Origin of the sequence: Cohnella sp. GCM10020058, assembly GCF_042683485.1 — a bacterium.
Classification (GTDB): Bacteria; Bacillota; Bacilli; order Paenibacillales; family Paenibacillaceae; genus Cohnella.
On sequence record NZ_JBHUJV010000035.1, the window covers coordinates 1 to 12,301 of the forward strand.

A 12,301-nucleotide genomic window follows, 5' to 3' on the forward strand; every position below is an offset into this window, starting at 1 on the left:
AAAGCAAAGGCCATGCAGGGCGAGGAGCTGCGGGACTTCCTGACGAAGGGGCTCAACCGGTGGGTGCAGTTCACAGAGAACGGCTACATGGACATGGCCCATTGGAAAGATTGCGCCAGCGATACCACGATTGAAGACATGGCCGGACGTGAATGCTATCTCGGGCTTGACCTTTCGAGCGGTGGAGACTTGACCTCCGGCGCACTCGAATTCCCGTTCGAAGTGGACGGAGAGCGGAAATATTTCATCGACTCGCACAGCTTCATCCCGGCGGCGCGGCTAGCTGAGCACGTCAAGACGGACAACGCGCCTTATGACATGTGGCTCGCCGACAAGCTGCTGACGGTCACGGAGACCATGGGCGGGGTCAAGACCGATTACAAGTACATCATCCGTTATTACCGGGATCTCATCAAAAAATATAACTTGAAGCTGAAGGGCATCGCGTACGATCCACACAACGCGGATGCCTTTTTGTCTGACCTGGAAGAGTTCGGCGTCGATTGTGTCGAGATCGTCCAATCGGCCAAGAGCCTAAACGACGCGACCATCGACTTCCGGCTCGAGGTGGAAGCGCGGAACGTCATCTACGACCGGCGCAACAAGCTCCTAACGTGGTCGATGGCGCACGCCAAGACGGTTAGTAATAGCTTCGGGGAGATCAAGGTCGAGAAGCACGCCAAGACGAAGCGGATTGACCCGGTCGACGCCATTATCGACGCGCACAAACTGACGATGGCGAACAAGGACAAGCGGTCCACATACGAAACGCGAGGGGTGAGACAGCTTTGAGCAAAGATCAGAAGGATGAGGCGGTACGTGAAAGCTTTTTGGTGGCTGGCTTTAGCGCCTTCGTAGCGGGCGTTTGGTGGATCTATCCGCCAGCGGCGCTCATCATCGGCGGCGGGCTGCTGATGTGGCTTGGGCTGCCGCGGAGGAGGTCAGGCTGATGGGTGTTATTTCAAGGTTAGTCAGAGGAGGAAAGTCAGCATATTCCCTGGAGGACTTCGAGCACTCGCTATTCATGCGCGGGCGCGGGAGCACGCTCTCGGGCGTATCGGTTAGCGAGGACTCGGCAATGCGGTTCATCACCGTTTTTAGCTGCATTCGGGTACTAGCCGAAGGCGTCGGCGCGCTGCCGCTGCACGTTTATAAGCGGAGGAGCAACGGCAAAGGGCAGGACAGGGCAGAGGACCATCCGGTTTTTGCATTGCTGCATGATGCGCCGAATGACGAAATGACCTCCCAAAGCTGGCGGGAGAGTCAGGTCGGGCAGCTCGCGAGCTCGGGAAACTGCTATTCGATCAAGACGCTTAACCGTCGCGGACAGGTCGCCGAGCTTTATCCGGTGCCCTGGTATGATTGCCGCCCGGTCCGTAACAAGCAGACCAATGCGCTCGAGTATGATCTCAACGACCGCGGCAAAGTCGAGACGCTGCCGGCCGAGAAAGTACTTCATGTGCCGGGGTTCGGGTTCGACGGCCTCATGGGTTACTCGCCGATTCAAATGGCACGTGAAGCTGTCGGGCTCGGCATGGCGGCGTCGGAGTTCACAGCCCGGTTCTACGGGAATGGGATGAACATCGGCAGCGCTGTCGAGTTTCCGAATGCCATGTCGGAGGATGCCTATAACCGGCTCAAAGCATGGATCGAGGAAAAGGGCGAAGGGCTCGCCAACTCATGGAAACCGATCATTCTGGAAGAGGGCGGCAAGTTCGCACGGTTCCCGCTGACGTTCGTCGATGCGCAGTTCATCGAGACGCGGAAGCTCAACCGGGACGAGCTATGCGGCCTCTTTCGCGTGCCTCCGCACATGATTGCGAACCTCGAGCGCAGCACAAACAACAACATCGAGCAGCAGAACTTGGAATTCATTCAGTTTTCGTTGCTGCCTTACCTAACCCGGATCGAGCAGGCGTGCAACATGAAGCTTTTCACGCCGGAGGAGCGGGCGGCCGGCTATTACGTGAAGTTCAATCTTGACGGGCTGCAGCGTGGCGACTACAAGAGCCGCCAAGAAGGGCTCAATATCCAGCGGCAAAACGGCATCATCAACGCGGACGAATGGCGCGAAAAGGAAGAAATGAACCCGATTGAAGACGGCAGCGGCGAGCGCTATCTCGTAAACGGCAACATGGTTCCGACCGACGAAGCCGGCAGTCTGAACGATCCTACTGAGCCCGCGAAGGGGGGTGGAAAATAAGCATGCCGAAGGTCAATTTAAAGGGCGTTATCGTATCCAACGACGATATCGAGATTTACGAATGGTTTGGCGTCGAGGCAACGAGCCCGAATCGCGTAGTCGAGCAGTTGGAGCAGGCAGGCGGCGAGCCGGTGGAAGTCTATATTAACTCCCCGGGCGGTGATGTGTACGCCGGCTCCGAGATTTATACCGCCTTTCAGGAGTACAGCGGGGAAACGACGGGGAAGATCGTCGGCATCGCGGCCAGCGCGGCGAGCGTGGCGGCCATGGGTCTCAAGAATTTACTGATAGCCCCGACGGCTCAAATTATGATTCATAACGTATCGTCGTTTGCGATGGGCGATTACCGGGACATGGCGCACGAAGCCGAAGTGCTGAAGAATTACAACACGTCGATAGCCAATGCCTACGCCCTTAAAAGCGGAATGCCTTTGGACGAGCTGCTGCGCATGATGAATAAGGAAACATGGTTGAATGCTCAACAGGCGCTCGATCAAAAATTCGTCAACGGCATCATGTTCGACGACCAAAAGGCGCTGTCCATGGTCGCGAGCGCCGGCGGCCCGCAAATGTTGCCGCGCGCGGTTATCGACAAGGTGCGAAACGAGCTGATGGCGGCAAAGCGCAATGAGCCGCCCGGTCAATCTGTGCCGAATGGCAAAACACCAGAAGCAGAGCGGACGCCAAAGGCGCCGCTTTCTTTATATCAACGCATTCACTCCCACAACGAAAGGAAGTATGTTCAATGACGCTCCAACAAATGCTCCAGGCCCGCGCGGCCAAGCTGAACCGCCAAGGAGAAATCCTGAAGGCTGCCAAGGACGAGGGCCGGGAGCTGACGGCCGAGGAGGAAACCGAGTTCGAAAAGCTGGACGGCGAAATCGGCGACCTTGAAAACAAGATCGAGGCGAAGAAGAAGCAAAACGGCCGCGAGGCGAACTTCGCTGCTCGTTCCAAGGATCTCGACGACGAGGAAGAACGCCCTTTCCGCGCCGCGCTGCCCGGTGCCGCACCGTCGGACAAGAAGGAGAATTACGGGTTCGACTCCTTCGGCGAGTTCGTGAATGCCGTTCGCTTCGGCGACGACAAGGGCCGTCTCCAGGCGATCCGCAACGACCTTTCCATGGGCACGGGCTCCGAAGGCGGCTTCGCGGTGCCTGAACAGTTCCGCGAAGACCTGCTGCGCCTGCGCGCTGAGCAATCGATCGTTCGTCCGCGGGCACAGGTCATCCCGGCCGGTTCGCCGCCTGATGCAAAGATCACGATTCCGTCGTTCATCCAAGGTACGTCCGGCGTTTACGGCGGGGCTGCCGTTTCGTGGATCGCGGAAGGTGGCGCCAAGCCGAAGACGAACGCGGAGCTGGGAGAAGTCACCCTCGAGCCGCACGAAGCAGCCGCGCACATCGTCGTCACGGACAAACTGCTGCGCAACTGGGGAGCAGCATCTTCTTTCATTCGCAACCTGCTCTCGCAAGCGATGGTCGCGGCGGAAGACCTGGCTTTCCTGAAGGGCAACGGAACGGGCAAGCCTTACGGCGCCATCAATGCTGCCGGCCGCATCGTCATCAACCGCGCAACGGCGAACAAGATCAGCTATTTGGATCTGGTTAACATGCGCGCCCGGTTCCTGCCGGATGCGGTCGAAAACGCCGTATGGGTCGTCGCTCAAAGCGCGCTGCCGCAGATCATGACGCTGCAAGATCCGAACGGAAATTATATCTTCATCCAAGGCGACGCCACGAAGGGAATCGCGTCGACGCTCATGGGCATTCCGATTCGATTCACCGGCAAGACGGGACCGCTCGGCCAAGTCGGCGACGTGGCGCTTCTCGATCTGTCGTACTATCTCATCAAAGACGGATCCGGACCGTTCATCGTAGCTTCCGAGCACGTCGAATTCCTCAATAACAAAACGGTCGTAAAGTGCTTCTGGAACGTCGACGGAAAGCCGTGGGTCGAGACGCCGCTAACGCTCGAAGACGGCGTGACGACGGCAAGCCCTTACGTTGTTCTGGGCGCACCGTCCGTATAAGACAGCGGGGCCGCAAGGCCCCTTTGTACTATTCATGAAGGGGTGAACGACTTGGCTAAAAAATTCTATCACGTGACTAATGAATTCGTGGACCGTGAAACCGGCGAGACCATCTTACCCGGCGACTTTATTGAGGCCGATGACAAGCGCGCCGCCATCCTTGTCGCTGCCGACGTTATCGGCGACGAAGCGACCAAGGCCGAGCTTGATGCAGCCAAGAAGGCGGCAGAGGCCGACAAGGAGGAATAACGCATGCTCGCGACGCTCGACGCAGTTAAACGCGCGCTGCTGATCCCTGCCGGCATTACGGACCAGGATGAGGAGTTATCGGCCGTGCTGGCTGCAGCCTCGACGCGGATCGAACAGGAGTTAGGGCAAAAGCTCGGGTATGGCGAGCGATCCGAGGTCCTGGACGGCAGCGGGACGAAGTACCTGCGTACGCGATCCTATCCGATTCTGGCCGTCTCCGGCGCCAAGGTCGGCGACAGCGACGTTGAGGGCTACGAGGTCGTGGCGTCCGCGGGCATGCTTTACCGCGCAGGCGGATGGGATAGCGGCGAGCGCAATGTACGGCTTACGGTAACGGCGGGCTACTTGCTGCCCGGCGAGACCGCGCCAGACGATGCAGACCCGGAGCCTGAACCGCTGCCGACGCCTATCGAGCGCGCCGCCATCATCTTGTCGCGCATGATCTACGCAGGCGAGTGGGGCAAGGATTCGGAGCGCCTGGGAAACTCTTATTCGGTCACGTACTCGAAGGGACGAGCTGGCGGGCTGCCGCCGGTGGTTGAAGCGCTGATCGGTCCCTATAAGAGGAGTGACCGGGTATGATGCACTTTCCTGATCGGGCAACGGTCATTCGAAAGAGCACGGACCCGGCCGACATCGACCCATTCGGAAACGTGCCGGACGGCGAAACCGTAACGCTGCCATGCCGGATCGATGAAACGAGCAAGGTCGTGAAGGACTCCCGCGGTCAAGAAGTTGTATCGTCGGTACAATTTTACTTCCCGGCGTGGGCGACCGTGCCGCATACGGACGAGGTCGAATATCAGACCGGCGCCGGCGTATTGGCGCGGCGCAGCCCGATATCCGTCGAGCTGCTGCGCAACAATGTCGGCATGGCCTTGATGCTGGCGGTGAATTGCTGATGGACGAATTTTCTATCGACATCGCGGATGTGTTCAAGGGCATGGACTTTGCCGGCGACCGGGCCATGCAGGGCGCCGAGCGCGGGATGACGCTTATCATGGAAGACCTGAAGGAAGAGTCGAACCGGAGGGCGCCGAAGCTGACGGGGAACCTCCGGTCTCATGTTTCCATCGCGGTCACGACCTCCCGCGGACGCGTGGTGGGAACGGTGTCGTATCGGGCGATCAGTACCAGCAAAAGCGGATGGGGCTACGATTACGCCCTTCATCTCCACGAGATGCCGAAGATCAAAGACCCGACGACGCCCGGCACCGGCCCGAAGTTCTTGAGCCGACCGCTTAAAGCACGATCCGCCAAGTACGAGCAAATGCTCGCCCAAGAAATTGCAAAGGAGCTGCGGTAGATGCTGACGACGGTCGATCTCATCAATTGGATTCGGCTGCTCGTGCCATATGCATACTACGGCAACGAGTTCCGAACCGATCACCCGGACGCGGCGGGCATCGTGCGCTTGACCGGCGGCGTCGCGCCGGACCAATGGAGCAACAAGGTACAGCCGGCATTTCAGGTCCTTGTGCGCGGGGCGCCGAAGGGCGATGGTGCAGCCGAGTCGGTCGCATGGTCGCTCTTGTCCAAACTGCACAACTTGACCGAATTTAAGGTGTCAGGCTGGCGCGTCGTGCATTGCACCGCGGACCAGTCCACGCCGTTTTACCTCGGCCAGGACGAGAACGGACGCCCGATCTATAGCGTTAATTTTGACCTTATCATGCAATCGTGAGGTGAAGCACATGACCGCCAAGAAGCAAACGGTCCAGGTATTGCCGGGACAAGCCGTCAACCTCGGGACGGGCAAGCAGCCCGATCTGAAGCGCGCAGGCGATACATTTTCATGCGCGCCGACCGTAGCCGCGAGCCTCGAGGAAGCGGGAGTCATTCAAATTGTGAAGGAGGACGATCAGCATGGCTGATTTGACGAAGGTAAAGCTCGGACCCTGCAAGGTAACTTTTGACCCGGAGGGCACGACGCCCATTGTAATCGAGCTCACGCAGGGCGGTGTCGTTCTGACGTATTCGGAGACGACCCGGGATGTGAACGCGGACCAATACGGATCCACGCCGATCAAACGCATCATCACCGGCCGGAGCGCAACGGTCGAGGTGCCGGCACTGGAGAAGGACAATGCACGGCTACAACAGGTTATCGCCGGTGCCGTGACGGTTACGAACAGCAGCACGCCAACGAAGAAGCGCGTCGACGTCTTTGCCGACAAAGTAATTGACCTGTTCACGGTGGCGAAGGAAGTTCGTATCGAACCGCTCGCGGAAGGCTCGACGCCTGACGACACGGTCACGCTATTCAATGCGGCGCCGCAGGTCAACCTGAACTATCGCTATAACTTCGAGAGCGAGCTCGTCACCAATATCACGTTCGCGGCATTCCCGGACGCTACCGGCCGATTGATCGGCTTTGGTGACCCGGACGCCTAATCTACGGAGCCCTGCGGGGCTCCTTTCCTATTTTGGGAGGGATTTTATGCTCGGCTTCAAAAAAAGCACCATCGATCAAGTCGCATTCGGCGGCCGGCAAGTACCGATCCCCAAGCTCACGATTGCCAAGTGGCGGGCGCTCTTCGAACAGATTGAGACGCTGCCGCAAATCATCATTAGCCTATTATCAGCACGCAATACGCCTGACTTTACGGCGACGGTCGTCGCGGCTTTGGGCATGACGCTCGACGAGGTCGTGCGCCTGACGGCCGTCTTGACGGAGCTGGAGCCGGAATGGATCGAAGCGAACGTCACGCACGACGAGCTGATTGCGTTCCTTTCGTCGACGGCCAGCAAAAACAACCTTCAAGATGCCGCAAAAAAGTTCCGCGGCGTGCTCGGGAAGTGGAAGGCGCCGAGCGCGGCCGAAGTATCAGCCTCTCCGAATGGCTCCTCGAATGTACAATCCGACTTGGCGTAACGCAGCGCGAGCTTGAAGACGGCTATTACATGGTCGACCTGCCCATGCTTTTGCACAAGGTGGCACGTCGCGAGCGCGTAGCCATGCAGGAGCAGTTAACGCTGCTGCTTGCGGTCGGCAGCCGCGGCATGGATGACGAGGGATACAAGGCATTCGCGGAGCGTCTGGCGGCATCTACCGAGGAGCAAGACGACAACGAATTCGACCGGTCCGCGCTGTCTGCGCTGCGCCGGCGCATAGACGGGGGGTGATGGGGAGATGGCAACGGAAGTCGGCGCAATCCGGGCGCGCATGGAGCTTGATGCGAGCGGATTCCAACAAGGCTTGCAAAAGGCAAAGCAAAGCCTGAATGAATCGGCTAACGAGGCGCGCCGGGTTAATCAGGACTTCAAGCAGATAACCAAAACGCTTTACGATGTCGGGTTGAGCGGCAAGGAAGTCCGCAAAGTGCAGCAAGAACTGCGCGACATGCGTCCGGACGTGCTCGAGCAGCAGCTCAAACACTTAGAGGCGCAGCTTCGCAGGGTGGGCGCTACGGATGACCAGATCGCCAAGCTTAAAGCCAAGATGACGGAAGTCAAGGACGAGACGGACAAGGCGGAAAACAAGGTTGACGCGCTGCATGCTGCACTGACCGCCGTCGGTGCCGCGGGCGTCTTGACGGGCCTCGTGCGGACGATCAAGAGCCTTGCCGACGAAGCGAACGGTATGGCGAACTCCTATCAAGGCTTGATCCAAGTATCGAAGGCGCTGAACGTCAACGTAGAGAAGTCGACAGGCCTTGTCGAAGAGCTGGCGAGCAAAGGGTTTATGAGTGTGGCCGAAGCGTCGGAAGCCGTCAAAACGGCGCTCGCCTCGGGCCTTAACCTTGAGCAAACGCGCGACCTCATTACGCGCCTGGGCGATGCCGCAGCCTATAACCGTCAGGCCAACTATGGATGGGGCGAGGCGGTCGTTGTGACGCTCCAGGGCATCAAACAGGGCAACAGTACCCTCACCGACGCCGTCGGCGTTACAACGAACCTGAGCGTCATGTACGACCGTTATGCGAAGTCTATCGGTACGACGGCCGGCAAGCTGACCGACGCGCAGAAGATCCAGGCCGCCTATAACGGCTTTATGGAGGACGGCGCAATCTTCGCCGGCAACGCCGCTACAGCCATGGAAGGGTACAACGGCAAGCAGGCGCAATTCAACCAGACGATTCAGACCGCGCGTGCTGAACTGGGTGAGGCGTTCCTTCCGGTCCTTGCGAAACTGATCGACGCGATTATGCCGCTCGTCAAAGATTTTGCTGCTTGGGCGGAAAGTCATAGGGATGTTGTTGCAGGGCTCGCAGCATCAGCCGTAGCAGTCACAGGGTTAATTACCGCCGCCACGTCGCTTATTGCCGTCATTGCCGCACTTCGGGCTGCGTTCGTTGCGCTTAACATTTCAATGGGGCCGATTGGGTGGGCCATCGCCGCCGTCGCCGCCGTCGCCCTCGGCGTTACCGCCTACAAGGCAGCAGCAGACGCCACCTCTGAATCGGTTTGGAAGTTTGCGCAGAACCAAGACGAGCTCAATCAAAAGCTTGGAGAGTCGCCTTTAAACCGGTCGGCCGAGGATTTGAAAAACATGCAAGACGATATCGACAAGATAAACGATTTACTCGACCAACGGATCTCGCTCGAGAATCAACTCCAAGCCCTTCAAAAACAGCAGAAAGAGGCTTACGCAGCAGGCGACAACGGGGCATTAAATAACCTCAACCGCCAGGTGGGGGACGTTCAAGGGAAACTGAAAGACCTTGACGGCCAGTTGTCAAAGCTGGGCATTAACACGCCTGACGATGCGCCAAAGGTTATTGAACGAATGGAAGCGGCAGCAGGTGAAGCGACGGGAGCTTTGGTTGAGCTCGAACGCCAGAAGATGAAGAATGTCATTGCCGACGCCAAAAGCATTAAAGAATTACAATCCTTGAACTCTCAATACGAAAAGCTATCCAAGAATGAAAAACTAACGACGGATCAAAAGATGCAACTCGAAACCGTTGTTAAGAAGCTGAAAGAGCAATACCCGGATCTGATCATTGAACTGGACAAGGAAAATCAATGGCACATTAAAAATACCGATGCCTTGAAGGGCTATATCACCGGAGAGAAGAGTCGCGTCGCGGCCGCCGGGGAAGCTTCAATCAAGGCCTTGAACATCGCAAAGACCGAAGCGGAAGCGCGCATTAAGATCGCCAAGGACAGCATGGCGACGATTGAAAAAATCGAAAACGGGGCCAAGCCGGAGACGCCTTCCTTTGTGCCTGATTGGCTGCAAAAGATTAATAGCGAAATGGCCGACGCAGCCCTCAAAAATACAAAGGATGCGCTGCAGGACCAAATCAATAACGGTCAGAAGGCCGTTAATGATGCATCCAAACTCATACAGGATATTGCAACAGATAACTGGGACTCTATCCTCGGGACAAAGGCGGATGAGACGGCTGCAGCGGACGGAAAGAAGGACAAGGAGAAGAAGCAGAAGACGGCCGAGCAGATCCAGCAGGAGCAATATCAAGCATCGCTCAAATACATTCAGTACAAGCGGGATTTAAATCAAATGAGCGAAAAGCAGGAGCTTGATGCCCTGAAGAAGCTGGAGGAGCGTTACAAGAAGAACGCGGATATCCGCATGGACGTCGAGGTCAGAATCAAGAAACTGAAAGACCAGATGGCCGACGACGCCAAAAAGAAAGCCGAGGACGATCAAAAGAAGCTTGCCGAGGAATCGAAAGCGCGCTTCACAGCTTCTCAGGAATGGATTGAGCAGGAAGAACGCCGCATGACGCTGGCCGGTAAATCCGAAGACGAAATCACGCGTATGAAGCTGGACGCCTGGACACGGGTCCGCAATCGATACGCGAAGGATTCGGAATTTTACAAGCAGGCCGACACGCAGGTCTATAACGCCAAGGTTTCCATCATGAAGGCGACGGCAAAAGCCGAGCAGGAAGCCGCGGAGGCCCGGGAGAAGGCGGCCAAGGAATCGGCGAAGGCGACGCTTGACTCCATTGAGAAGCAGAAGGAAGCCGAGATCGATGCGCTAGACGTGCGGCGAGCGGAAATCGAGAAGTTTTATTCGGACAAAGAAAAGGCCATCGACGACGGCGAGCGGCTGCGGGAGCGGCAGAATCTCCTAGCTGAAATGGAGAAGTATCGGCTTGCGACGAGCGAGAAGGGTCAGAAGACGTACCAGGAGTTGCAGGAAAAGCTGCGTCAGATGGACCTTGAGGACCAGAAGTCCGCGCTTGATGACGAACGGGACGAAAAGCTCAGCGCCATCGACAAGCAGAAGAAGGACGTCGAGTCCTGGTACAGTGACCTCAAGGCGGCGACAAGCGATTTGACCGGAGACCTAACGGAGCTGTACAAGCTTTCGGACGATGACCGCTTGAAATCGTTTGTCTCTACGAACACCAAGATTAAAGAGGAAATGGCGAAGCTCAAGGCGGACCTTGCCGGCCTGCCGGCCGCGACCGGTTCGGGCGGTAATGGCATACTGTCGGTGATCGATCAGATGGTTGCGAACTCCGAAGCCTGGAAGACGGCGAGCGCTGCGGAGCGGGTGAACCTCGAGGAGGCAAACCAGAAGCTCGGCGCGCAGATCGGAGCCACGTACAATGCCGGTACCGGAAGGTGGATGAAGGACGGCGTCGCAATCTACCATTCAGGCGGCATCGCGGGGGAAATGCAGTTTTCTCGTCCTGACATGCTGCTGCCGGGAGAAGTCGCCGCAATCCTCCAGCAAGGCGAACCCGTCTTGACCTCGAAACAGATCGGGAGCCTGATCGGATCGGGCTCCGGGCAGGTCCACATTGAACGCTTTGTAGGCGTAGAGATCAACGAGGCGAACATTGAGGACGGCGTCGACCTGAAAGCCTACGAGCGCACGGGCGGGAATGCCGCGGCTGAAGTGCTGCGCAAAGCGATGACGGGAGGCGGCGGCGGATGAACGGATTTACCTACCGCGGGCAGCATAGTTCTGACATGGGCATAAATCTGCTGTCGTACCGGATCAGCTCGCCCGAGCTGCGAGAGTACGAGGACGACATTGCTGGCGCTCCTGGCGCGTATGACTACGGGAGCGATTACGGTAAACGGCAGATCGACTTGTCACTTGACATCGTGCAGACCGGCGAGCCATTCGAACGTCAGCGGCAACGCATTTATAACTGGTTCAAGCCAACTCTAGCGGCCGGAGCGCTCGTATTTGACGAGATGCCCGACCGCTTTTATTTCGCCAAGCTCGCTGGGAAGATCGGATCGGATCAGATCGGGGAATACGGGACGTTGGAAATCACGCTTAAATGCACAAATCCGTTCGCGTACGGACCCGAGAAGATCGTATCGCCAACCATCACGGCATCACCGACAACCCTGCAAATCCTCTCAGATGGAACAGAGCCGACGGAGACCCTGATCGAGATCACGAACGCCGGCACCACAACGATTAACCAATTGAAACTGTCAATCGAATACCAACTCGAATAGGAGAGTGCCCTTATGGCGAACATCAGCAATTTCCTTGCAACCGCCATCCTGAATCAGGTTTTCCGCAATACGAACTACACGCGGCCGACGACGGTTTATATCGCGCTGTACACGTCCAACCCGACAGCGGCGGACACAGGCACTGAGGTAAGCGGCGGCGCCTATGCACGTCAGGCGGTAGCCTTTGCGGCGCCGGCAGCCGTGAGCGGAAAGCAGACAATCAAGAACAGTGCCGACGTCACATTCCCGACCGCCACAGCCGATTGGGGCAATATTACGCACGTTGGAATCCGCGACGCAGCGACGGGCGGCAACCTGCTTTACTTTGCCGCGCTGGACAATCCGAGAAGCATCCTCACGGGCGACATCTTTAAGCACCTTTCGAATTCCATCTCGGCGAACCTTTATTAAGGCGGTGA

Annotated in this window: 17 protein-coding genes; all 17 read left to right on the forward strand. The window is 57.6% G+C overall.

What is annotated here, in order from left to right:
• On the forward strand, positions 1 to 792 hold a 792-nt coding region (locus tag ACFSR7_RS36185; RefSeq protein WP_378169568.1), incomplete at its 5' end, for a terminase TerL endonuclease subunit.
• Positions 789 to 950: a hypothetical protein gene (locus ACFSR7_RS36190; protein ID WP_378169570.1), complete on the forward strand. Its 162-nt coding sequence runs from the start codon at positions 789 to 791 to the stop codon at positions 948 to 950. The genes ACFSR7_RS36185 and ACFSR7_RS36190, both read left to right, overlap by 4 nt.
• The gene (locus ACFSR7_RS36195) at positions 950 to 2,203 is read left to right on the forward strand and encodes a phage portal protein (RefSeq protein ID WP_378169571.1); all 1,254 of its coding nucleotides are present in this window, start codon (positions 950 to 952) and stop codon (positions 2,201 to 2,203) included. Before ACFSR7_RS36190 ends, ACFSR7_RS36195 begins: the two co-directional genes overlap by 1 nt.
• Before the next feature lie 2 nt (positions 2,204 to 2,205).
• Positions 2,206 to 2,952 carry a head maturation protease, ClpP-related gene (locus ACFSR7_RS36200; protein ID WP_378169573.1) on the forward strand — a complete coding sequence of 249 codons (747 nt, stop codon included), beginning with the start codon at positions 2,206 to 2,208 and terminating at the stop codon, positions 2,950 to 2,952.
• Positions 2,949 to 4,235 carry a phage major capsid protein gene (locus ACFSR7_RS36205; protein ID WP_378169574.1) on the forward strand — a complete coding sequence of 429 codons (1,287 nt, stop codon included), beginning with the start codon at positions 2,949 to 2,951 and terminating at the stop codon, positions 4,233 to 4,235. The genes ACFSR7_RS36200 and ACFSR7_RS36205 overlap by 4 nt, the downstream gene beginning before the upstream one ends.
• A 51-nt stretch (positions 4,236 to 4,286) precedes the next feature.
• Complete coding sequence (locus ACFSR7_RS36210) at positions 4,287 to 4,484, forward strand: hypothetical protein (protein ID WP_378169575.1); 198 nt, start codon at positions 4,287 to 4,289, stop codon at positions 4,482 to 4,484.
• A gap of 3 nt (positions 4,485 to 4,487) precedes the next feature.
• Complete coding sequence (locus tag ACFSR7_RS36215; protein WP_378169576.1) at positions 4,488 to 5,066, forward strand: hypothetical protein; 579 nt, start codon at positions 4,488 to 4,490, stop codon at positions 5,064 to 5,066.
• Positions 5,063 to 5,386, forward strand: coding sequence for a hypothetical protein (locus ACFSR7_RS36220; RefSeq protein ID WP_378169577.1), 324 nt, complete (start codon positions 5,063 to 5,065; stop codon positions 5,384 to 5,386). Before ACFSR7_RS36215 ends, ACFSR7_RS36220 begins: the two co-directional genes overlap by 4 nt.
• Positions 5,386 to 5,790, forward strand: a complete 405-nt coding sequence (locus ACFSR7_RS36225; RefSeq protein ID WP_378169578.1) for a hypothetical protein — start codon at positions 5,386 to 5,388, stop codon at positions 5,788 to 5,790. Before ACFSR7_RS36220 ends, ACFSR7_RS36225 begins: the two co-directional genes overlap by 1 nt.
• Complete coding sequence (locus ACFSR7_RS36230) at positions 5,791 to 6,168, forward strand: minor capsid protein (protein ID WP_378169579.1); 378 nt, start codon at positions 5,791 to 5,793, stop codon at positions 6,166 to 6,168.
• Between the two features lie 10 nt (positions 6,169 to 6,178).
• Positions 6,179 to 6,358 (forward strand): hypothetical protein, encoded by a 180-nt coding sequence (locus ACFSR7_RS36235; RefSeq protein WP_378169580.1) that lies wholly within the window; start codon positions 6,179 to 6,181, stop codon positions 6,356 to 6,358.
• The gene (locus ACFSR7_RS36240; RefSeq protein ID WP_378169581.1) at positions 6,351 to 6,878 is read left to right on the forward strand and encodes a hypothetical protein; all 528 of its coding nucleotides are present in this window, start codon (positions 6,351 to 6,353) and stop codon (positions 6,876 to 6,878) included. The genes ACFSR7_RS36235 and ACFSR7_RS36240 overlap by 8 nt, the downstream gene beginning before the upstream one ends.
• A 46-nt stretch (positions 6,879 to 6,924) precedes the next feature.
• Positions 6,925 to 7,359, forward strand: coding sequence for a hypothetical protein (locus tag ACFSR7_RS36245; RefSeq protein ID WP_378169582.1), 435 nt, complete (start codon positions 6,925 to 6,927; stop codon positions 7,357 to 7,359).
• 29 nt (positions 7,360 to 7,388) lie between these two features.
• Complete coding sequence (locus ACFSR7_RS36250; RefSeq protein ID WP_378169583.1) at positions 7,389 to 7,610, forward strand: hypothetical protein; 222 nt, start codon at positions 7,389 to 7,391, stop codon at positions 7,608 to 7,610.
• A gap of 7 nt (positions 7,611 to 7,617) precedes the next feature.
• Complete coding sequence (locus ACFSR7_RS36255; protein WP_378169584.1) at positions 7,618 to 11,343, forward strand: hypothetical protein; 3,726 nt, start codon at positions 7,618 to 7,620, stop codon at positions 11,341 to 11,343.
• Complete coding sequence (locus ACFSR7_RS36260) at positions 11,340 to 11,882, forward strand: distal tail protein Dit (RefSeq protein ID WP_378169585.1); 543 nt, start codon at positions 11,340 to 11,342, stop codon at positions 11,880 to 11,882. The genes ACFSR7_RS36255 and ACFSR7_RS36260 overlap by 4 nt, the downstream gene beginning before the upstream one ends.
• 12 nt (positions 11,883 to 11,894) lie before the next feature.
• The gene (locus ACFSR7_RS36265; RefSeq protein WP_378169586.1) at positions 11,895 to 12,293 is read left to right on the forward strand and encodes a phage tail fiber protein; all 399 of its coding nucleotides are present in this window, start codon (positions 11,895 to 11,897) and stop codon (positions 12,291 to 12,293) included.
• Positions 12,294 to 12,301 lie beyond the last annotated feature (8 nt).